This is a genomic window from Aliidiomarina celeris (assembly GCF_003316875.1).
Classification (GTDB): domain Bacteria; phylum Pseudomonadota; class Gammaproteobacteria; order Enterobacterales; family Alteromonadaceae; genus Aliidiomarina; species Aliidiomarina celeris.
In genome coordinates this window covers 1-20,956 of sequence record NZ_QMIL01000004.1, presented here as the reverse complement: position 1 = coordinate 20,956, position 20,956 = coordinate 1, and the positions used below count along the sequence as shown (strand labels likewise).

At 50.5% G+C, this 20,956-nt stretch carries 18 protein-coding genes and 1 rRNA gene; 6 read left to right on the top strand and 13 right to left on the bottom strand.

What is annotated here, in order from left to right:
• Positions 1-36 precede the first annotated feature (36 nt).
• From DQW12_RS08965 to lptM, 6 genes are read right to left on the bottom strand one after another with little or no spacing between them, the layout of a single operon-like run.
• The gene (locus DQW12_RS08965) at positions 37-759 is read right to left on the bottom strand and encodes an HAD-IA family hydrolase (RefSeq protein ID WP_113907526.1); all 723 of its coding nucleotides are present in this window, start codon (positions 757-759) and stop codon (positions 37-39) included.
• 1 nt (position 760) lies between these two features.
• Positions 761-1,654: a tyrosine recombinase XerC gene (locus tag DQW12_RS08960; RefSeq protein WP_113907525.1), complete on the bottom strand. Its 894-nt coding sequence runs from the start codon at positions 1,652-1,654 to the stop codon at positions 761-763.
• A gap of 2 nt (positions 1,655-1,656) precedes the next feature.
• A complete protein-coding gene (locus tag DQW12_RS08955; RefSeq protein WP_113907524.1) occupies positions 1,657-2,349 on the bottom strand; it encodes a DUF484 family protein in 693 nt (230 codons plus the stop codon).
• Positions 2,346-3,173 (bottom strand): diaminopimelate epimerase, encoded by an 828-nt coding sequence (gene dapF / locus DQW12_RS08950; protein WP_113907523.1) that lies wholly within the window; start codon positions 3,171-3,173, stop codon positions 2,346-2,348. The genes DQW12_RS08955 and dapF overlap by 4 nt, the downstream gene beginning before the upstream one ends.
• Positions 3,174-3,215: 42 nt before the next feature.
• Positions 3,216-4,475 carry a diaminopimelate decarboxylase gene (gene lysA / locus DQW12_RS08945; protein WP_113907711.1) on the bottom strand — a complete coding sequence of 420 codons (1,260 nt, stop codon included), beginning with the start codon at positions 4,473-4,475 and terminating at the stop codon, positions 3,216-3,218.
• Positions 4,476-4,485: 10 nt separating this feature from the next.
• Positions 4,486-4,629 carry an LPS translocon maturation chaperone LptM gene (gene lptM, locus DQW12_RS08940; protein ID WP_113907522.1) on the bottom strand — a complete coding sequence of 48 codons (144 nt, stop codon included), beginning with the start codon at positions 4,627-4,629 and terminating at the stop codon, positions 4,486-4,488.
• An 86-nt stretch (positions 4,630-4,715) separates the two neighbouring features.
• Between lptM and DQW12_RS08935 the strand changes: the two genes are divergently transcribed.
• The 6 genes from DQW12_RS08935 to DQW12_RS08910 are packed head-to-tail and all read left to right on the top strand — an operon-like array spanning position 4,716 to position 14,588.
• Positions 4,716-5,180, top strand: a complete 465-nt coding sequence (locus tag DQW12_RS08935) for a DUF2914 domain-containing protein (protein WP_113907521.1) — start codon at positions 4,716-4,718, stop codon at positions 5,178-5,180.
• The gene (gene hemC / locus DQW12_RS08930) at positions 5,177-6,115 is read left to right on the top strand and encodes a hydroxymethylbilane synthase (protein ID WP_113907520.1); all 939 of its coding nucleotides are present in this window, start codon (positions 5,177-5,179) and stop codon (positions 6,113-6,115) included. Before DQW12_RS08935 ends, hemC begins: the two co-directional genes overlap by 4 nt.
• 2 nt (positions 6,116-6,117) lie before the next feature.
• The gene (locus DQW12_RS08925; protein WP_113907519.1) at positions 6,118-8,028 is read left to right on the top strand and encodes a uroporphyrinogen-III C-methyltransferase; all 1,911 of its coding nucleotides are present in this window, start codon (positions 6,118-6,120) and stop codon (positions 8,026-8,028) included.
• On the top strand, positions 8,025-9,182 hold the full coding sequence (locus DQW12_RS08920) for a heme biosynthesis HemY N-terminal domain-containing protein (protein ID WP_113907518.1): 1,158 nt from the start codon (positions 8,025-8,027) through the stop codon (positions 9,180-9,182). Before DQW12_RS08925 ends, DQW12_RS08920 begins: the two co-directional genes overlap by 4 nt.
• Before the next feature lie 16 nt (positions 9,183-9,198).
• A complete protein-coding gene (locus tag DQW12_RS08915) occupies positions 9,199-10,944 on the top strand; it encodes an autotransporter assembly complex protein TamA (protein WP_113907517.1) in 1,746 nt (581 codons plus the stop codon).
• The gene (locus tag DQW12_RS08910; RefSeq protein WP_113907516.1) at positions 10,941-14,588 is read left to right on the top strand and encodes a translocation/assembly module TamB domain-containing protein; all 3,648 of its coding nucleotides are present in this window, start codon (positions 10,941-10,943) and stop codon (positions 14,586-14,588) included. Before DQW12_RS08915 ends, DQW12_RS08910 begins: the two co-directional genes overlap by 4 nt.
• On the opposite strand, the gene DQW12_RS08905 is transcribed toward DQW12_RS08910, so the two are convergent.
• The 7 genes from DQW12_RS08905 to rrf form a co-directional block, all read right to left on the bottom strand.
• Entirely contained in the window at positions 14,589-15,212 is a 624-nt protein-coding gene (locus DQW12_RS08905; RefSeq protein WP_113907515.1) for a superoxide dismutase family protein, read from the bottom strand.
• Positions 15,213-15,229: 17 nt separating this feature from the next.
• Positions 15,230-16,951: a DEAD/DEAH box helicase gene (locus DQW12_RS08900; protein ID WP_113907514.1), complete on the bottom strand. Its 1,722-nt coding sequence runs from the start codon at positions 16,949-16,951 to the stop codon at positions 15,230-15,232.
• Between the two features lie 336 nt (positions 16,952-17,287).
• Positions 17,288-17,650, bottom strand: coding sequence for a hypothetical protein (locus DQW12_RS08895; RefSeq protein WP_113907513.1), 363 nt, complete (start codon positions 17,648-17,650; stop codon positions 17,288-17,290).
• Positions 17,651-17,661: 11 nt separating this feature from the next.
• Positions 17,662-18,996 (bottom strand): NAD(P)/FAD-dependent oxidoreductase, encoded by a 1,335-nt coding sequence (locus DQW12_RS08890; RefSeq protein WP_113907512.1) that lies wholly within the window; start codon positions 18,994-18,996, stop codon positions 17,662-17,664.
• Positions 18,997-19,112: 116 nt separating this feature from the next.
• Positions 19,113-19,682, bottom strand: coding sequence for an alpha-ketoglutarate-dependent dioxygenase AlkB family protein (locus DQW12_RS08885; protein WP_113907511.1), 570 nt, complete (start codon positions 19,680-19,682; stop codon positions 19,113-19,115).
• A gap of 53 nt (positions 19,683-19,735) precedes the next feature.
• Positions 19,736-20,365 carry a hypothetical protein gene (locus DQW12_RS08880; RefSeq protein WP_113907510.1) on the bottom strand — a complete coding sequence of 210 codons (630 nt, stop codon included), beginning with the start codon at positions 20,363-20,365 and terminating at the stop codon, positions 19,736-19,738.
• A 491-nt stretch (positions 20,366-20,856) separates the two neighbouring features.
• Positions 20,857-20,956, bottom strand: a 5S ribosomal RNA gene (rrf, locus tag DQW12_RS08875); the annotation flags it as partial.

Here is a 20,956-nt window from a genome sequence, read left to right as displayed (position 1 = left end):
GTTGTCCGCTGCGGCGGTTTTATGGCGAATTCCGCGTTACTCCACCAACTGCCGTAATGCTTGCAGATTATGCAAGGTGGCGTGTGGTAACCAGTTTGCCGCAAGTTCCGGTTGTACCGCACGGCCTTCCGGCTGTAACCAAATGGCTTGCGCACCAAAACGCAACGCGCCTTGCACATCGCTTATGGGGTGGTCGCCAATATGCAATAACTGCCGAGCGTCGGGCAATTTCAAATGCGCCGTCGCCGCCTCAAATAAGTCGCTGTACGGTTTACCTCGGCGCCCCTCGCCTGGCTGGAAGGTGCCAGTGAAATAGTCGCTTAGACCAATTCTACGAATGTCGGCATTACCATTACTGATCGCCACAAGTGGGTATGTAGCCGCCAAGCTCGCCAGCAGCTCATGCACTTCGGGAGCAATATCAACTTGATTACGCGCGATAAGAAATTCCGCCATGGCCATTTCAGCGGCATGTTCGGGTTCCTTTACTCCAAAACCTTGTAATCCGCGGCTTAAAGTTGCCATGCGTAGAGCAGTCATATCACTCGCCAATTCAGAATTTTCAGCAGCAACTTGATCACGCAGTGTACGCCATGCTTTCGCGTCGTATTCGGCGGTTTGCGGCCATTGATCGGCGATAAAATCGGCCACATGCTGTTCGGCTTTGCGCATTACCGGCGCATTTGCATAAAGTGTATCGTCGAGGTCGAAGCTTATTGCTTGAAAGGGCGCTAAACGGCGATGAAGCAGCCAAGCCATACTAGGTACTCCTTTTCTTTGCGCGCGGGTGCGCGTCGTCGTAAACCTTCGCTAAGTGTTGAAAGTCTACTTGAGTATAAATTTGTGTAGTGCTGAGGTTGGCATGGCCAAGCAGTTCTTGTACCGCACGTAAGTCGCGACTCGACTCGAGCACGTGGGTGGCAAAGCTGTGGCGCAATTTATGCGGATGAACGTTGTCGGCTATACCCTGCAGAAGGCCCCATTTCTTGAGCCGTTGCTGTACTGACCGCTCGCTAATGCGGCTTTGCTTTTTGCTCAGAAAGAGCGCCGGGGTATTTGCACCAGCCCATTGGCTGCGGGCTTTCAACCATAAGTTTAACCAGCGTTCGGCTTCTTTACCTACCGGCACAACGCGTGTTTTCTTGCCTTTCCCTAACACCCTTAATTCACGATCCTGGCCCAAATCCGTTACGTTCAAACTCACCAACTCAGATAACCGCAAACCGCTGCTATAAAACAATTCAAACATAGCCCGATCGCGCAAGGCTAAATCGTCACTCGGTTCGATATCGAGCAAGCGCATCATGCTGTCAATGTCGAGGTTGCGCGGTAAACGTTTGCCTGCTTTTGGAGCCTGCACTAAGGCAGCCGGGTTCGAAGTTAACTCACCTTGGCGAATTAACTCTTGGCACAAAGACCGCAAAGCCGATAATCGTTGTTGAATAGTGGCAATGCCCGCCCGCTTACGACGCCACAAGAGCACCAACTGCTCTACTATGGTTACGTTTAACTGCGCCCACTGTGACGTACCAAGCGACTCCAGGTCACCCACAACGGCATTGAGTTGGCGCTGATAACTGGCAACGCTATGAAGGGAATAACCACGCACCTGGGCTAAATAGTCAATAAAAGCGTCGACCCGTGGTTGTAACATAGCTACTCCTGAAGAAGGCGAGGCAATATTACGCTCAATAACGCCTGCAATTGAGTAATTAGCAAGTAATCCATGTCGGGGTCAAAGTGAGCGGCGTCTTTAGAGCCAAACGCTAACATGCCAAGCTCTTGCTGCTGGCCCAAAAGCACCAGTGCAACTGACTCGATAGGCTCATTGCCGAACAGCAACTGCTGCTCCTCTTTGCTGAGCCGGCCCATGTAAATTGGTTTTTCTTGAAACCGTTTGCTTAACAGTTGCTTGTGCGTGTCGGAGGTAAAGGTAAATTGCTCGGGAAGCGCCATGGTGCTGTCGAAAAACTTTAAACTTAAACCCGGCAAACCAAGTTGTTCGTGAAAGGTTTTTTCTAAACTGGCGAGCACCTGCTCCAAGCTCTCGCACTTTAGCAATTCCACATACAAGGCGCTGTAGCCTCTAAAAATACTTTCATTGCGGTGGGCGTTCGACATTAAAGCGGTTATTTCTTCCTGCAATGCAACAATTTGTTCGCGCAAAATACGTTGCTGGCGTTCAACCAACGACACAGACCCCGCCTGTTGATGCCGCACATTCATGTTGGCGAGCACCTGCGGGTGTTGCTCAAAGAAATTCGGGTGTTGCTCGAGATACTCGATAACCAGTTCTGCGTCGAGCAAGGATTGATTGAGTTGTTCTGCCGATGAGTTTTGCTCATTCATAAATTTATAGTTCCGTCGTATACATGTTCCGCTGGGCCCCGCATCCACACACTTTGGCCCGGCTGCCAACTAATGGTTAAACTGCCACCGGGTAGGCTAATGGTTGCCGGTGAACTTAGTTTTTCTTGCCGTATGCCCCACACTGCCGCGGCACAAGCACCGGTGCCACAGGCGCGCGTTTCACCCACGCCGCGCTCAAATACCCGCAGTTGCGCGCTTCGTTCGCCGGTAATTTGCAGAAAGCCAACATTCGCGCCCTCGCTAAACCGTTCGTGTTGGGTAAGCAAAGCTCCCACTTGCGCCACTGGCGCTTCTCGCACGTTGTCCACCAACATAACACAATGCGGGTTGCCCATGCTCAGCGCGCCACACAAAAACGTTTGCTCTTCGGCACGCAAGATATAGGTTACTTCTTCTTTATTGGCTTTAAATGGAATGTGTTGCGGGTCGAATTTTGGCTTACCCATGTCTACGTTCACTTGGTTGTCGCCCTCAAGTTTAATCCGAATATTTCCACCCTTGGTTGACACCACAATGGTATTTTTATTGGTTAAACCTTTCATGCGTACAAAGCGACCGAAACAACGCGCACCGTTGCCACACTGCTCTACTTCGGTGCCGTCGGCATTGAAAATACGATAATGAAAGTCTACCTCTGGGTCGTAGGGCGGCTCAACCACTAAAAGCTGGTCGAAGCCAACCCCGCAATGCCGGTCGGCAAGTTGTTTGATTTGCTCAGGGTTGAAAAACACATTCTGGGTGACATTGTCGATCACCATAAAGTCGTTTCCTAAACCCTGCATTTTCGAAAAATGAAGTTGCATTCTTGCCTTCCAGTTGTTGGCTTCAGCGCTACGCCAACTGAGTTATGGTAAAAGCGTTTCTGTTCGCCATAGGTCTTCGCGCGTTTCCCGTGCGCGCACCACAAAATGTTGCTCTCCCGACACTAAAACTTCAGCTGGGCGTGGCCTTGAATTGTAGTTAGAGCTCATGGCAAAACCGTAAGCCCCGGCCCCATGCACCGCCAACAAGTCGCCCGCCTCTGCTATCAATGTTCGGTCTTGGCCTAAGAAGTCACCGGTTTCGCATACTGGCCCCACAATGTCACCTTGTACAGCAACGCCAAGCTTGTTCTCTACATTAACAATGTTATGCCAAGCTTGATACAACGATGGGCGCAAGAGGTCGTTCATGCCCGCGTCGACCATAACGAAGTGTTTTATTTTATTCGCTTTAATTGACTGTACGCGGGTAAGCAGAATTCCGGCATTTGCCACTATAGCGCGCCCCGGCTCTAAATAGAGCGCTAATTCACGCCCCGTTTGCTCGCGATACTGTTCTAGCTTGAAGAGCAACGCCTGAATATAGTCACCCACGGGTGGTGGTGTTTCACCTTGATAGCGCACACCCAAACCACCACCCATGTCTAAATGCTTAATAAAAATATTCCGCTCGGCCAATTCGCTAATAAGCGCTAGCATACGGTCCATCGCATCGAGAAAAGGCTGTAGCTCAGTAAGCTGTGAGCCAATATGACAGTCTACACCGACAATAGTTAAGCCGGGCAACCGCTGTGCAAGTTCATAGGCGGGCAAGGCATCAGCCATTGCTATGCCAAACTTATTTCGCTCTAAGCCCGTTGCAATATAGGGATGCGTTTTGGCGTCGACGTCGGGGTTAACACGCAACGACACCGGAGCCGTAACGCCTTTGTTTACTGCAATACGGCTAATTTGTTCCAGTTCAGTAACGCTTTCTACGTTGAATTGGCCAATTCCAGCTTGCAACGCTTCTTCTATTTCAAGATCAGACTTTGCAACCCCTGAAAATACAATACGCTCAGCCTTACCGCCGGCTTTTAAAACACGGGCAATTTCGCCACCGGAAACCACATCGAAACCCGCCCCTAAGCGCGCTAAGGTTTGCAACACAGCTAAGTTACTGTTGGCTTTTACCGCGTAACAAACCCGATGCGGCGGCGGCAAATGCTCGGTAAATAACCGCCAGTTCCGTTCTATGGTTGCCTTTGCGTACACAAAAAGTGGTGTTCCGTAATGCTCAGCAAGTGCCGGTAAGGGTACTTGTTCCGCATGCATTACGTTATTTTTAAATTCAAAATCAGACATGCGCCTCACTTCATTCATTTGCGGCGTTGTTGTTGGCCGGCTGTTCATTCGTGGGTGCGGGCTCTGGCAAATACAGCGGCCCTTTCTGGCCGCAAGCCGCTAGAAAAAAAAGTGCGGTAAGTAGGAGCGCTGTTCGGCTCGTGCGTTTTTTCATAAGTCACGTTACACTAGGCTTTAGATAGGCTTTATAATCGCATTCAGCACGCTATTTGTCACCCGTTGGCGTGTAAGGAGTTAAGGATGAAAGGTCAACATATGCGAAGTTGGTTTACTGTTCTGTGCGCTAGCCTGCTGTTCTTGGCTCCGTTGCAAGCTCCTCTCGCTCAAACGCCAGCACTTGAGGGCTCCGAGGTTGGTTCATGGAACGAAAACCACATTGCACGGTTTGCGCTAACCGACAATATTCGTGATCGCGAACCAACCCGTGAACTCGGTCATACCTATGTGCATAGCGGCAAAGCGGACCAGCAACTGCTGCTGTTCACGCAAGTAACCAACTTACCCGGCCAAAGCATTACCCATTTATGGTTTTACGAAGACAACTTAGAAGCGGAAGTAAGCTTACCCGTTGGCAGCGAAAACTGGCGTACCTTTTCTTCGAAACATATTTCGCCACAAATGATTGGCCAATGGCGTGTATTGGTGGTTGGCGGCGAGCAGGAGTTACTGCTTGAATATAATTTCACCGTAATTGGAGCATCATGACTACTCAACAAACACTCACCATTGCAACCCGTAAAAGCTTACTTGCTTTGTGGCAGGCCGAGCACATTAAAGCCCGGCTAGAGGCCTTGCATGAAGGCCTGAATGTTATCCTGCTGCCTATGAGCACTCGCGGCGACGTTATTTTAGACACACCGCTGGCCAAAATAGGCGGTAAAGGCTTGTTTGTAAAAGAACTTGAAGTGGCCATGCTCGAGGGCCGAGCAGACATTGCGGTGCATTCCATGAAAGATGTGCCGGTAGAATTTCCAGAAGGGTTAGAGCTTGCGGTTATTTGCGAGCGCGAAGACCCGCGCGACGCATTTGTGTCGAACCACTATCCCGATTTAGCCTCGTTGCCGGCAGGCGCAGTTGTGGGCACCTGTAGCTTACGTCGGCGCTGCCAAGTGGCTGCCCAGTTTCCTCATTTAGTGATTAAAGATCTGCGCGGTAATGTGCAAACCCGCTTGCGTAAACTCGACGACGGTGAGTTCGACGCTATTATTTTGGCTGCTTCAGGCCTCATCCGGCTTGAGCTCGAACCGCGTATTACGCAGTTTCTTCCGGTAGAGCAGTCGCTCCCCGCAAATGGCCAGGGAGCTCTTGGTATTGAATGCCGCAGCGACGACGATCGCGTAAAACAATTACTAGCACCTCTCGCGCACGCCAGCACCGCCGATTGTGTGTTGGCGGAGCGAGCGATGAACCGCACCTTACAAGGCGGCTGCCAAGTGCCGATAGGCGCTTATGCCGAACTAGAGGGCGACACGCTGTGGCTACGCGGCTTAGTAGGCGACCCAAATGGCACGCAAATTATTCAGGCGGAACAAAAGGGCTCTCGCCATGAAGCCGATCGTATTGGTCGCGACGTTGCCGAGCAGCTTATTGCACAAGGCGCAGGTGATATTCTACGCGCCGTATACGAGCAAGGAGAATAACGGTGGCGAAGGGCGTATTACTCATTCGTGCAGAGCAAAAATCAGACCCGCTTGAACTACTGCTGCGCGAGCGTGGATTTTCGGTTTATACGCACAGCATGGTTGATATTCGCGCCCTTACCGTCGAGCCTAACGTTGCTGCTCAGTGGTGTACACAGCCGTGGCATGGGATTGTGGTGGTGAGCCCCAATGCCGTGCGCTTTTTTGAACGCGTTCGCAGCAACCCCCCCTGGCCGAAACCTAACCTGGGTTACTTTACTGTAGGCCCGGGTACTGCCGAGCCGCTGCGCCGCGCTAGCCAAGCCCCAGTAACTTGGCCGACCCAAGCCCATAACAGCGAGACTTTGCTTAAGCTGGCAGAGTTGCAGCATGTAGAAGGTCAGCACTGGCTGATTATTACGGGTGAAAACGGCCGGTCGCTGCTTCGCAATACACTGAGCGACCGCGGCGCTAAAGTGACGGTTGCTGAGGTGTATACGCGCGTGCCAACCGAAACGAATTTAAACCAGTCGTTGCCAAACTGGCTTACCAGCGTGAATAAAATTGTAGTAACCAGCAAAGAGCAAGCCGAACTTTTTTGCCAACAATTACGCGCACAAGAAGAAGCCAGCACTTGGGCACGCACATGCCATTGGTGTGTTCCGAGCGAGCGAGTGGCTGAAGTTTTAACCGAATTTAATGTGCCAGCCGAAAGAATTCACCTTGCACATAGTGCTATGCCCGCCGATATACGCACCGCCTTAACTCGAATAAAAGAAGACAAAGCCATGACTGAAGCTAAAAACGCACCCGAACAACCCAAAGCAAAAAAAGAGAGTCGATTTTGGTCTCGGTTTCTTCTCTTTATTCTCCTCTTATGCGTGCTCACGCTCGCCGCTGGGGGGTGGTTTTTATGGCAACAAAACCAACAATTCCAAAGCCATGCGGAGCAGGAGTTCGACGCACTGCGTAACCGGTTAACAGAAGCACAACGGCGCGACGCCGCATTTGAAGAGCGCTTAGCCAACCGCATGCAAGCACAGATGCAACGAGAGCTAGAGGCGAGTAATGAGCGCCAGCAAAACGCAACCCAGAACCTTGCCGAACAACAAGAGCGTCAGCAGCAGCTTATGCGCGAACGCTTAAGCCAATACGAGCGCGATATTGCACGACTTAGCCAACGTGTTAGCCGCGTAGAAACCAATAACAGCGAAGCTTGGTTGCTGCAAGAAGCCTACGACCGAGTAAATGTAGCTATACAAAGGTTGAATGTAGACGGTGACCCGCGCGTGGCATTAATTTTGTTGACCACTGCTCGCACCATATTGGCCGACGACGGCAGCCAGCAAAGTATTGTCGACCAGCTCGAACGCGATATTCGCATGATCGAAGAAGTACCTACAGTTGACTACTCCGGCGTAACCGTACTTTTAAATGAATTACAGCGTGGGGTACCCAATTTACCCTTAGCGCAACCCGAGCGCACGACTAGCGACAGCACAACCACAGACGAAGCAACGTCTGCACGCGAGAATGTAGACTGGCGCAGCAACCTAGCGGATGCGTGGCAAGCCTTCAGCAAAGACATGATTCGCATTCAACGCAACACCGATATTCCGCTGCAATTGAATGCTGAACAACGTTTGGTGGTGAACAGCCGGTTAGAGTTACAGTTGCAACTCGCTCAGCAGGCTCTTATGCGTCGGCAACAAGAAATATTTAGTACCAGTTTATTTGAAATTGAGTATTTGATTACGCACTACTTCAACACAGAAGCCAATGAAACCCGCCAATTTATGGCGTCGTTAAACGCGTTGAAAGAATTAGACATTGCCCCTGAATTTCCAACACAGTTGTTGTCGCGCGCCATGTTAAGAGAACGGCTACGCGATCTTGAAAGTGAGCCTGCAGCGGTGGAGGAACCTCGCCCGTGATTAAAGCAGCGCTTTTCATTCTCGCTCTAATTCTTGGCATTATTGTTGCGCCTATTTGGAGTGGCAACACTGGCTATATCATGATTCAGGCATGGGGTTATACCCTAGAAACCAGCCTGGTCGTTTTCATCGTTTTGTTGTTAGCCGCCCTTGGTTTTATTGCATTATTTACCAAAGCCTTTCGCGCCATTGTTGGTGGCCGCTTAGGAACCCGAAAATGGCTCCACGCAAAACGTGAACACCGCGCTGTGGTGCAGTTACGGCAAGCGTTCAATGCTTGGTTACAACGCGATTATGAACACTGCGCGAAACTCGCCGACAACAGCCGCTCGCACCACCCCGACCCGCAACTTGCGTATGCACTCGCTGCAGCTGCCTACGGCGAAATTGGTGAACGCGAGCAACAACGCAAACTACTCACCGATGCTCGATTAGCAGGGTTTGAAGACGACGCCTTAGAGTTACTGCAACTCATTAACACGCAAGACGCCAATGAAGCCCTTACCTTGGCGCAGGGTTTAAGCAAGCGTAAAAAGCTCACTGCGGCGCAATGGCGCGCTATTGCTGAGCAGCTGGCACGCTTTGGCCACTGGAACACACTGCGCGACTTATTACCCAGCATAGAGCGGCAAAGCGCACTCAGTGCAACACGCTTACACAAAATTAAACGGCTCTGCTTTCAAGCCTATTTTCGAACTGCCAGCAACGCACAGGCGCTCGAGCAAGCTTGGCGGTCGTTGGCCCGCAATGAACGCAACGAGCCGGCCGTGCGTATTGCTTATATCGAAGTGCTCGTGGCGAAAGGGCATCATGCTGTTGCTGCCAAAGTAACGGCGAAAGGGCTCAAACGCGGCGTATTGAATTTACACGAAATTATTGCCCTAAGCCCTGAACTTTGGGCTAGCGACGAAACTCTACATACTTGGATTGGCGGCTATGTAAAAGAACACCCCAACAATGCCGACGCTCTTTTGCTTTACGCCGCTACTCGTTTTGTTGAGCGTAATTTCGAACTTGCTGAGCGTGCGTTGAATCAAGCCTTAGCCGTTCGTAGCGACCAGTATGGTTATCGGCTTCTTGGCGAAACCTTACTCGCCACAGGAAAGCCGGAGGCGGCATTGCAGGCGTTTCGGAAGGCCAGCGGTGTGCGCTGAAAACTAGGAGTGTGAATTGCAACGTGTTTTGCCCGCCATTATTTTGTTTTTGCTGTTATGCACAAACGTAGTTCAGGCCGAAGAGGACACTGCGCGGGTTTACGTTACTATTGAGGGCTTAAATGGGCGCGTGCTCACTAACGTGGTGAACCTGCTCAGCATTCAAGCCTACCACCAACAACTCGCCCCAGGTGATGCCCGCGTACGTTATTTGCATAATCAAGCGCCCCGCGACTTTCGCCGCGCCCTTTCACCCTATGGGTATTACCGCTATGAACTCGAGCGTTCGTTAGAGCAACGAAACGGCGATTGGTATGCCAATTACAAGATAACCCTTGGCGAACCCATTTCCTACCGTCAGGTATCGATTGCCGTTCAGGGTGAAGGCCAAGGCGATAACGCGTTTCAAACTTTAATTTCTTCGCTAAACGTGCGCTCCGGTGCGCGTTTGGAGCATAGCGACTACGAATCAGCGAAATCACGCCTACGCCGGCTTGCTTCTGATCGGGGTTATTACGAAGCGCGTTTTACTGAGCAACAGCTACGGATAGACATGGACGACTATGCAGCCGATGTTTTCCTTACATTAAACACGGGGCCGCGTTATCGCTTCGGTGAGGTGGCTATTTCGGAGGGCCATTTAGACGCCGACGTGGTGCGCCGTTTCATCGGCTTTTCGGAAGGCGATTATATGCAGTCCAGTCGCTTGCTCGACTTACAACTCGGGCTCTCCGACAGCGACTACTTTAGCCGCATTGAAGTGCAGCCTTTATGGGCTGAAGCCACCGACCAACAACAAGTGCCAATTCAAATTGATTATGAGCCGAACAAGCGAACCTATTATCGGTTTGGTATTGGCTATGGAACCGACACCGGTTCGCGCTTGAGTTTTGAGCAGAACCGGCGCTGGGTAAACACCCGCGGTCACCGTTTTACTGCGCAGGTGCAGGCGTCGGAAATGCGCAGTAGTGTGGGGGCAAACTACACCATTCCCGGTCAGCGACCACAAACCGACCAGTATGTACTTCGAACCTTATGGACCGACGAGAATACCGATAACACCGAATATGAACGCATCGTATTCGGGGTGAGTTGGCAAAAGCAGTTCACGCGGACCGAGCGCGTGCTGTCGCTCGACTGGCAAGACGAACGAGACACCCTCGATGGTGTGATCCGGAAAACTCAGTACCTTTTGCCAAGCGCCCAATGGACGCGTATTCACACACAGAACCGACTCGACGTAGATGAAGGCTGGCGTTTATCGCTTACTGTACGCGGTGCCGCTGCAGCATTATTGTCGGATTCCGATTTTGCACAAACCATTCTGGCAGCAAAGCACGTTATGCCTTGGGGCGATAAAGTTCGTTTGCTGACAAGGCTCGACTTAGGCACCTCTATTACCGGCAATTTCGACCAAGTGCCCACTTCACTGCGGTTCTATACCGGCGGCGACCGAACCATTCGCGGCTATGCCTATCAGTCAATTTCGCCCCGCAACTCGCTGGGAGAGGTTGAGGGTGGGCGTCACCTTATAGTGGGTAGTGCTGAGCTAGATTATGAATTTAGAGCCAACTGGCGAGTGGCTGCTTTTTTCGACGCAGGAAACGCGTTTAACAATATTAACGACCCCATGCAAATGGGTGTTGGTATTGGCTTTCGTTGGCAAAGCCCTGTGGGGCCTATTCGTTTTGACCTTGCTTCTGGCTTACGCGACCCTGGCGACACCTTACGGCTCCATTTAACCCTAGGGCCCGATTTATGAGCATAAAACGTGTCGCACTTTATGTTCTTTTTGCTGTTTTGCTGCTCATTAGCACGATTACCGCGTTGCTCGGTACGGCCACGGGTACACGCGTTAGCGTGAGCCTGCTGAACCACTTTGCACAACCCATGTTGCAAATCGAATCCGTAGAAGGAGTATTGCTTCGCGATGTGTCGTTGCAGGGAGTGGCGTTCCAGTCGGCTACCGGCACAACCACCCGAATCGAACACCTTGACTTACGCTGGCGGCCTTGGCAATTACTGCGCAAGCAGCTGCACATTCGCCAGCTTAAGGTCGACAACGTCCTGCTCACTACCGCCGAAGCTGGCCCAGACGAGCCTGAATCGCCACTCGAATGGCCGATTGTACTGCCAGATATAGTGCTCAATTTTTCCGCCCGATTCGACCATGTGTCTTTCACTCAGGTTCACTTAAATACTGCGCTCGTTCTACAAGAGCTAAACCTTCGAGGGCGTTATGAAAACAACAGCTTACGCATTCATAACCTGAGTGTGGTGCATCCGCAGTTTGCCTTCGATTCTCGTTTCCATCTGACCCCTCAAAGCGCTTACCCACTTACGCTGGAGCTCACCGGTGCTGCCACTATGGGCCCGCTGCCTGAAACCGACTTCGAGATAACCATGGAAGGTGCCTTGTTGGAGACTTTCGAACTCGCGTTAACAACAAACGGCGGTATTCAATCTCGCTTCAATGGCACGGTAAATCAACTATTGTCTGGCGACCCGGCATGGCGCGTTGCCGCGCAAGTTTCTGATATTAAACTTCCTGTAGTACAGGAACAGGTTGAAGAATTTGTTGTTCAGTTTGAAGGGCAAGGCGGTATCGATTATGCAACCGGCGATGTTTTAGCAAGTGCATTTTCAGACCAGCACGGCCGAGTAACGCTCTCTGCTGAGGGGCGCTTTTCGGAGCAACGCGCAGAACTTTCTGAGTTGGCGATTATGGCGAGTGAATATGGCTTTGAAACGCACATTTCCGGCTATGCCGACATTCGCCCAAATCTTGTTTTGCTAGAAATGACTGGCGACGGCACGCTAAAGGATTATCCAGGCTTTAACTTAGCGGTGAATTTTGATGGTGACTTCGAGCAAGCGCGTTCGCTTAAGTTAGTTTTAGACAGCGAGTCCGGAGCGCTTGAAATTAGCGGTAACGCCGCTTGGCAACAAGCCCCCGAATGGGATCTAAGTTTAACGCTAAGCAATTTAGATCTCGCTATTTTACCGCTTCCCCAGCCTCTACAAGGCGCACTCAATACTACACTTCGCAGCCAAGGCCTGTGGGGTAACGCCCCTGCAGCGAAGGTGACAATTGATACGCTTAACGGCAACGTATGGGGTGAGCAAATACAGGCCAGCGGTACGCTCAACTATACAGAAAATACCTTAACGCTTCGCAATATAGTACTCTCGGCAGCCGAAACCGAAATTAAAATCGCGGGCACCGCTAGCCGTGAACAGCTCGCACTAGATGCAACATTCGAAAGTAAAAACCTTAGCCGACTTTATGCCGACATTGCTGGCTCCGTAACAGCCGCGGCGCGCATAGAAGGAACGCTGGCCGCGCCAACAGTGGCTCTCAAGAGCCAAGGGGAAGCGGTGCAATGGAAAACCACGGAAATTAGTAATTTTAATGCTGAACTCCATGCTGATCAGTCCTTCGCTCAATTACCTACCGGCGCTATTTCTTTTGATGGCTTGCGCATAAATCAATCCGCCCCCCTCAGCGGACAGGTTCAGGCTAACCACGCTGATAATCAACGCTATACACTGAAAGCAGACATAACCGGTGAAGACTTTGACAGCCAATTAGAACTCGCGGGCCGCTGGCAAAATGGCGCTTGGGAGGGTGTGCTCGAGCAACTTCAATGGCGCTCACCGGCGCTAGGCCGTTGGTTACTGCAAGAGCCTGTTGCAATTCGATACACCGAAGACTTAGCAATGGTGGAGTCGTTCTGCGTGAGTGTGAGCTCGCGAGAAGCGCGCTTATGTGGCGGCTTTAAATGGGAACCGAAGCAAGAGTTCTTACAAGGCCATATCGATATCGACGAGTTAAGCTTTAGCTTATTACAACCTTGGCTACCCAGTAGTTTCAATCTAGACGGCGCACTAAGCGTTACCGCTGAATATAGTCAGCAAAACCAAGCGCGTTCATATCAAGCGGTTGTGCAGCTAACCGACACCCGAATAGCCCTGCCTGAACAAGACATATCGCTTTGGCTGTCGGCCGGCGAACTCTTCCGCCTTACCGGAAATGAGCAAAAACTAGACGCTCGTGTATCACTCACCACCGACGCTGTCGACGGAAGCCTCACAAGTGCATTTGCTATTGAACGCCCGTTTGCAAATGACCGTGAAATAATGGGAGAAGCGGCTTTAAATTTCCAAAATTTAGCCATCGTGAGCCTCATTGCACCGCAGTTACAAAACGTAAGTGGTGAACTCCGTGGCGACCTAAGCTTTGCGGGACCGGTGTCTTTACCCAATATTGGCGGTAGCATTGAGCTTATGAACGCGGGGGCCGAGGTTGCCAGTGCGGGGTTAAACTTAACCGACTTGAACTTTGCTTTACGTTCACCCACAGACACTGGCGAACCTTTCACACTATCGGGCAGTGTAACCTCTGGCCAAGGCAGCTTAGCGTTGAATGGTAACTACAACCTTAATACCCATATTGCCGACTTAAACGTAACGGGGAGCAATTTTACCGCGATGCAAAGCCGAGAAATTAGCTTAACGATGAGCCCAGACTTACAACTACGTGTTGGCCCAAACCTTATGCGTTTGCGTGGAAGTTTGGCAATACCTCAGGCGCTCATTACGCCACCGGATTTCGAGTCCGTGTCGTTAAGCTCTCGCGATACCATTGTGGTTAGAGGTGAAGAAACGGTATGGCAAAACGCCAGCAGTAACCCCTATGACATTGATATTCAGGTTTCATTAGGCGAAAACGTACAGGTTCAAGCCTACGGTTTCGACGGTAGCCTCGGTGGACGTGTGCGGATTATCGAACAACCAGGGCAAGAAACCACCGCCGTCGGTAATATAGACGTGCAAAGCGGTCGCTACGCTATTTACGGCCAAGAAATGACAATTGAGCGCGGCCGATTAGTGTATACCGGAGGCGTGGTTTCGAACCCTGGGCTCGACTTACGAGTTACAAGGCGCTTTGAAACCGACCAAATTACCGTGGGCGCGCGGGTAGGCGGTTCGCTACAAGAACCGACCATGAGCCTATTCTCAACGCCAACACTGCAAGACGCGGAAATACTGTCCTATTTGGTACTTGGCCGCGGTTTCGGCGACGAGCGAGACTCCGACCAAAATATGCTGTTACAAGCGAGTTTAGCGCTTGGCATGCAAGGCGGTAATATTCTCGGCGAGCGCCTTAGCGAGAGCATTGGAGTAGACGAAATTATGTTAGACGGGGGCGATACCTTAGAAAGTACATCGCTATTTATTGGTAAGCATTTGTCGCCCCGGCTTTATGTACGTTATGGCGTGGGGCTTGTAGAGCCGGTTAGCACTTTCTTTATACGTTATCGGCTTACCGATTATTTGAACTTTGAAACGCAAACCGGCACCCTTGGCTCGGGTGCCGACCTGTTCTATACCATTGAGCGGTAATTAGTTCTTTGCAACCCCAATAACACCGCACAATACGCGGGCACCAGCGTTACCCACTGGCTGTGAGGTTAAATCGTCTGCCTGCTCATGTACCACAACCGCACGACCCAAAATCGAATGTGGACCACGCATAGTTAAGCCCTGATCGACAAACTCCACATGCGCCATACCCGAGCGATTGGTTTCAATATTGCCTAAGTCACCCACATGACGATGCTCTGCGTCGCGCGCACCATGTTGGGTTTCGTTTGGATTAAAATGGCTTCCGGCAGAAGTGGCGTCTGGCGCGCTGCAATCACCAAATTCATGCACATGGAAACCGTGGGTACTATTGGCAGGCATACCTTCGAGGTGCGCCATTACCTTAACGCCGTCGTCGGTACGTTCGAACGTAACCATGCCAAATTTACCTTCGTTCCCTCGGGTAGGGCGAAGGTGCACAACCATATTTGCTGGGTAAAGATGGGCATGCGACCCATGCGCTTGCGCCCGTTCTTGCTGGCCGTGCCCTTGCTCTTTGTTACCGTGCTGGCCATGGTTATGCGCAAATGCAGAAAGGCTTACCAATGCGGTAAGCCCCATAACTACACTTATTTTAGTGCTTGTACTGATCGTTTTTTTCATGGAAAGGCCTCCTATAATTAGGAAGCCATGTTACCACGTACTAGCGTAATGCCCATAGGCTGTTGGCGAACACGCGCTTTTTGCAGTTTACGCACCACTTCGCTGGGCATACCTTTCGGAAGTTGCACAGTTGTATGTGTGTCATAAAGCTGAATTTCACCAATGAATTTGCTGTCTAAATTGGCTTCGTTGGCAATTGCTCCAACCACGTCACCTGGGCGTGCACCGTGGGTTTTGCCCACAGCTAAACGGTAGGTATCGAACTCAATATTCATATCGCGACGCGGTTTCCGTTTAGCGTCACGCTCACGACCGGCAGCTGGGCCTTTACGATCGAAACGGTCGCCACGTTTAGCGCCACGATCATTACGGTCACGTGCATTTCGCTCTGGGCGCTCTGAACGCTCACGGCGTGGTGCTGGCTCTTCCTTGACAATAAGCGGGCGCTGTTTTTGGAATTCGAACAACAAGGCTGAAGCCACTTCTTCTAAAGTGCGCTCTGAACCTTCCACCAATTGTGTCAGCAACGACGTCATGGTGGTCATGTCTTCTTTTTCCATAACTTGCAATAAAGCCGCTTGCGCTTTTTCAATGCGGTGCTTGGTTAATTCACGGCCTCGTGGCACTTCTACCATTTCAATGGTGCCGTTTGTTGCACGCTCATAGCGCTTTAACATGTGCATTTCACGTGGGCGAACAAACGAAATAGACTCACCTGAGCGACCCGCGCGACCGGTACGGCCAATACGGTGAACATAAGACTCAGCGTCTTGCGGTAAGTCGTAGTTAAATACGTGGGTAACACCCGGTACGTCAAGACCACGAGCGACTACGTCAGTTGCTACAAGAATGCGAACTTTACCCGCCTTCAATTCGCTAACTGTCGCTTCGCGTTGGTCTTGGTTCATGTCGCCATTCAAGCCTGCGGCGGCAAAACCACGGTCGCGCAAATGGCTTGCGAGCGTTAGCGTGTCTTGACGCGTACGCACGAAAATCAGAGCAAGTTCATAGTCTGAAGTTTCAAGAATACGCTCAAGACCAGCGTCTTTGGTTAAACCCTGAACCTTCCAGGCTTTTTGCGTAATGTTTGCTTTGGTCGCTTTGGTCGACTCAATTTTTACATGCACTGGGTTCGTCAAGAAAGTGTTCGCAATCTTACGAATTTGTGGTGGCATGGTTGCAGAGAACAAGCAACGTTGAGCGGTTTCTGGAACCTGCTGCATGATCCATTCGATATCTTCTAAAAAGCCCATGTTGAGCATTTCGTCTGCTTCGTCGAGTACGGCAACTTTAAGCTGACTTAACTCCATGGTTCCCTTACGTAAGTGATCCATAAGGCGGCCCGGTGTACCCACCACAACCTGCGCACCACCACGAATAGCTTTTACTTGCGGGCCATACGCAGAGCCACCGTAAACGGTCACAACATTGAGGCCTTTCATATATTTGCCCATGGCTTCGATTTGCTCGGCTACCTGTAAAGCAAGTTCACGAGTAGGTGCAACCACGAGTAATTGAGCGCCACGAACCTTGGTGTCGATATTCGCTAAAGCAGGCAAACCGAATGCTGCGGTTTTGCCCGTACCGGTTTGTGCTTCGCCCAACACGTTTTGGTGATCAAGCAATGCAGGAATAGCCTGCTGCTGAATTGGAGTAGGGGTGTCGTAGCCCATTTCAGAAATGGCACGAAGGATTGGCTCTGGTAATTCCAAAGCAGAAAAAGTATTAAATTCAGACATATTTGTTCCACTATCTAACGGCCGTCGAGATGACGGAAAATTAATTGATCAGACTCGGTAAAACGACCGTTCGCCAGAAGATGGCATAGACGATTCAAGAACCAAGGCTGGGCACCGGCGCCTTCTATTCGAAGTACGCGCTAGACAACTGCCCCTTAAACCCTGTTCTCAATTGAGCGCACTCGTATTGCAATACTCTGTATTGCGCGAGTGGCTTCTTAAAGTTGCCAGGCAAAACGCCTGCAAGATAGGGGACCACTGTCATTCAATCCGCTCGGTTCCCCAAGCGGACGCGAAGTATAACAGGTTCAAATTAAAAGTATTGTTGTTTGTTTGTTAGTCAATTTTAGTTCCAGAGCTGGCCTGAACTAACTGCATCGGAACCAACAGAAGTAGCCACGCACCCACAAAAACGCCAATCGCTATACCAACAAGTGCAGTGTAATCGAGCCAACCTTGCACACTCGCATGCGACGCTCCCGTTAAGGAGGGCGCGAACACGAGTGCAAGTAAACCCACCACGGCGGCTATTTTCATTGCCAACCTTACTGTTGGCCGACTCACCTTTAGCTTACCCGCACGCATTCCCAAACGAATAATAAGTCCCAATTCAATCAAGCCAACCACCGCCACCATCCACAAATAGGGCCGGACTACTTCAAGTACCACCGACAAAATACCCAACAGAGAAAACTGCATGATTTGGCTCCTTATACTCTGCCACGAAGCATGGCATTGTATGCGCCTTGCAGCATGTAGTCTTTCATTAACCAAGGCACCCAACCCGCTTTGAGTGGGTTTATAAAACCAAAAGAAGGCACCATATTAAGGTCGTAATCGAACTCAACTAAAATAGCTTGTCCTTGTTCGGTTACCAGTGGGCACGAGGTATAGCCGTTGTAGGTCGCGTCGGGGTGTTTGCCGTCGAGTACGCGCAACAAATTACGCACAACCACTGGTACTTGTGCTTTTACACTTGCTGCAGTTTTACCTATAGGAGTGCCGACACAATCACCGGCACCAAATACATTAGGGTAACGGCGGTGACGCATGGTATGCCGGTCTACCTCGAGCCAGTTTCCGTCTGCAGCAAAGTTTCCCTCTTGCCAAGCGAGATCAGACTGACCGAGCGAATCAGGAGCACGCATCGGTGGCACCACATGAATGAAATCGTAATCCTGTTGCTCGTTACCTTCTGGAGTTGTAAATGTAGCGACCTTCCGTTCAGGCTCAATTGCAACCAAACGCCGATGCCAATTTAATTGAATTCCACGTTCGGGAAAGTGCTCCTTAAGAAACATGTTAATGTCGGGCTGTGAGAATAGCCCCGCCGACGGAGAGTTATACACCATCTCAATGTTGTCTCGTACATTTTCTCTACGGAAGTAGTGCTCGGAAAGCATGGTAACTTTCAACGGTGCGCCCGCACACTTAATACCACCTGCGCCACGCGTGTACACCGCTTTGCCGCCGGTTTTGCTAAAGCTTTCGAGTGCACTCCAGGTACGCTCGGCATGCTCCGGAGAGTCGTATACACAACCAATACCATGTTGGCCGATAAGCTCTGAGCTCATACCTTCAATAGCGTCAAAATCAACGTGCAAGCCAGTTGCAATCAGTAAATAGTCGTAAGCAACCTGTGTGCCTTGATCGGTAACCACCCTATTTTGCGAGGGGTGATATTCAGCCACCATCTCTTGCAACCAATTCACTTTGCTCGGCATATAGGCTGAATTAATATCGATAACTTTACTGGCTTGCCAAGTGCCGGTGGCAACTAAAGTTAAGCCGGGCTGGTACACATGACGGGTTGTTCGATCAATAACGGTAATTTGCGCACCTTCAGTTTCTCGAGCCACGCGATTCGCCAGCGACACGCCCGCAGCGCCGGCACCAACAATAACAATGCGCGCGTTTGTGGTAACGGGCTTCGCTTGCACTGCGGTAATCGATCCGATACCACTTAAACCTACAGCAGACGTACCCGCAAGTAACTGCAAGAAGGTTCGGCGGTCCATTTTTATACGCTTATTATGCTTAGCCATAACACACCTTAAATTAGCATTTACTAATATGTAGAGCATTCTGGTTAAATTAGCAACTCTTACAATGCTTTTAAGGTTCTTTATTTGTGCGTGATCAAAAGAAAATGGCGACCGGACTACCGAACTATGGTGCGAAAGGTCAAATTTATGCGCCCTTCTTTACAGCGCTTTCGAGCCGGCACCTGATGCTCCCAGTTTTCCTGACTATTTCCTCGCATAATCAGTAAACTACCATGCTCTAGCGACAAGCTTTGTACTTCTTTAGTGTCACGATGGCGAAGGTGAAAGTCCCTTGCCGCTCCCAACGAAATACTCAAAATAACCGGTTGTGGCCCAAGCTCAGGCTCGTTATCTCTGTGCCAGCCCATTTTGTCGTTGCCGTCGCGATACCAGTTCGCCAAAACCACGTTGGGTTGAAACCCTAGTTGGAACAGCCGTTCTCTCATATAAGCTAACGCAGGAGTCCATGGCTCGGGTGCTAGCCACTTTCCCGAATATCGATAATCTAAGTTAGGCTCACCATGAAAGGCCTGAAGACGAGGAATTTTATGCCATTTTCCGAAGATGAATACGTCGCCTTGATGCCACGCAAGTTCCCGGCTAAGGGCCTGATAGGCCGTATCAGCCTGTTGTTCAGACAACCAGTTCGGTAGGTAGGTAATATCGTCAATAATGGTTTTGTCCATTAGGTTTATTCGGTGTGTCGTTTTTGGGTGTGTGTAATTGCTAACCTAACCGTTTAAGTCATAGAATACACGCAATGTTTTTTATCATCACCTTCAATCACAGCAAAACTGCCACCTACATTGGAAACATCCGAAACAGCTCCAAATAGCAACTCTTCTTGAAGCATTTCAAATTCTTCCTGACTTACCATCCCATTTAGTATACCGACAGACAGAATGCACGTCCTTTGATTACACTCGTTGTACTCAACATAGACGCCCCCACTCAAGTGATGAGCAGTCACAAATTGGTCTATAGAATTCTGAACATGCGTTTTACTTTCTGTATTATTTTCTGCATCTGTACTGTGAAAAATTAATCTATCAGCAAACTGTAGAAAGTCATCTTCAACCAAAACTCGGGCTGGATCTTGACTCAAAGCAGCGGATCCGTTTGGTCTCTCGCCATCGATGCTATCAACATCCAGGTCATGATTTAAATTTCCAGTAACACCAACTTGGACTTGTGAGCCTGTTTCATTATCTACAACTCCATCAATATCTGTATGGATGCTTAACTCGGATTCGGATTTGTGAACCGACAATTCATTTGCAGAGTTGTGTCCATTATCTAGAAAATTACTCATCAAAAGCGCGATAGCCAAAATTGATAAGCAAACTGATACGGTAATTACTTTTTTCATTTTACAGCTTCCCAAAACACCGCGCCCCAGAAGGACGGCTACTTTTCTATATGCCTATATGCCTTGCCGTCAAACTTCAACACAAGCCCGCGGATGGTGCAAACGCTCCCTAGCGGCACACCAACAATTTTCTCTGAAAATTATTCCCGCGCTGGTAGGTCGCTTGGCTAGATCTGCGCTGTATCATGAATACGGGAAGGCGCTGCAATGCGGCGCGTTACGCGTGATTTGAATGACATGGAGCAACGCTCGGCGGTGCCGCGCATCGAGCTCTAACACGTCCATGTGACATAGTCCGGCTCGGCTGTCCATGCCTCGCGTTCGCACCTGAAGTTGCCGTGCAACTTCCGGGCGGTCACAAGCATGAGAAGGCGCCAAGGTGGACGCACCATCGTACGCGCGGCCGTGCCGCGCCTACACGTAGGACACTTTTGCGGAGCCCATAAGCAAAAAGGCCACCCGCATGGGTGGCCTTTTTGGCTTATTTGGATGCCTGGCGGTGTCCTACTCTCACATGGGGAGGCCCCACACTACCATCGGCGCTGACATGTTTCACTTCTGAGTTCGGAATGGATTCAGGTGGTTCCACGT

Excerpts from the sequence above, each read along its gene's own strand:
- DQW12_RS08895 (WP_113907513.1), bottom strand. The coding sequence starts at position 17,650 with ATGCAGTTTTCTCTGTTGGGTATTTTGTCGGTGGTACTTGAAGTAGTC.
- lptM (WP_113907522.1), bottom strand. The coding sequence starts at position 4,629 with ATGAAAAAACGCACGAGCCGAACAGCGCTCCTACTTACCGCACTTTTT.
- DQW12_RS08955 (WP_113907524.1), bottom strand. The coding sequence starts at position 2,349 with ATGAATGAGCAAAACTCATCGGCAGAACAACTCAATCAATCCTTGCTC.
- hemC (WP_113907520.1), top strand. The coding sequence starts at position 5,177 with ATGACTACTCAACAAACACTCACCATTGCAACCCGTAAAAGCTTACTT.
- lysA (WP_113907711.1), bottom strand. The coding sequence starts at position 4,475 with ATGTCTGATTTTGAATTTAAAAATAACGTAATGCATGCGGAACAAGTA.
- DQW12_RS08890 (WP_113907512.1), bottom strand. The coding sequence starts at position 18,996 with ATGGCTAAGCATAATAAGCGTATAAAAATGGACCGCCGAACCTTCTTG.
- DQW12_RS08910 (WP_113907516.1), top strand. The coding sequence starts at position 10,941 with ATGAGCATAAAACGTGTCGCACTTTATGTTCTTTTTGCTGTTTTGCTG.
- DQW12_RS08885 (WP_113907511.1), bottom strand. The coding sequence starts at position 19,682 with ATGGACAAAACCATTATTGACGATATTACCTACCTACCGAACTGGTTG.
- dapF (WP_113907523.1), bottom strand. The coding sequence starts at position 3,173 with ATGCAACTTCATTTTTCGAAAATGCAGGGTTTAGGAAACGACTTTATG.
- DQW12_RS08960 (WP_113907525.1), bottom strand. The coding sequence starts at position 1,654 with ATGTTACAACCACGGGTCGACGCTTTTATTGACTATTTAGCCCAGGTG.
- DQW12_RS08880 (WP_113907510.1), bottom strand. The coding sequence starts at position 20,365 with ATGAAAAAAGTAATTACCGTATCAGTTTGCTTATCAATTTTGGCTATC.
- DQW12_RS08965 (WP_113907526.1), bottom strand. The coding sequence starts at position 759 with ATGGCTTGGCTGCTTCATCGCCGTTTAGCGCCCTTTCAAGCAATAAGC.
- DQW12_RS08935 (WP_113907521.1), top strand. The coding sequence starts at position 4,716 with ATGAAAGGTCAACATATGCGAAGTTGGTTTACTGTTCTGTGCGCTAGC.
- DQW12_RS08900 (WP_113907514.1), bottom strand. The coding sequence starts at position 16,951 with ATGTCTGAATTTAATACTTTTTCTGCTTTGGAATTACCAGAGCCAATC.
- DQW12_RS08905 (WP_113907515.1), bottom strand. The coding sequence starts at position 15,212 with ATGAAAAAAACGATCAGTACAAGCACTAAAATAAGTGTAGTTATGGGG.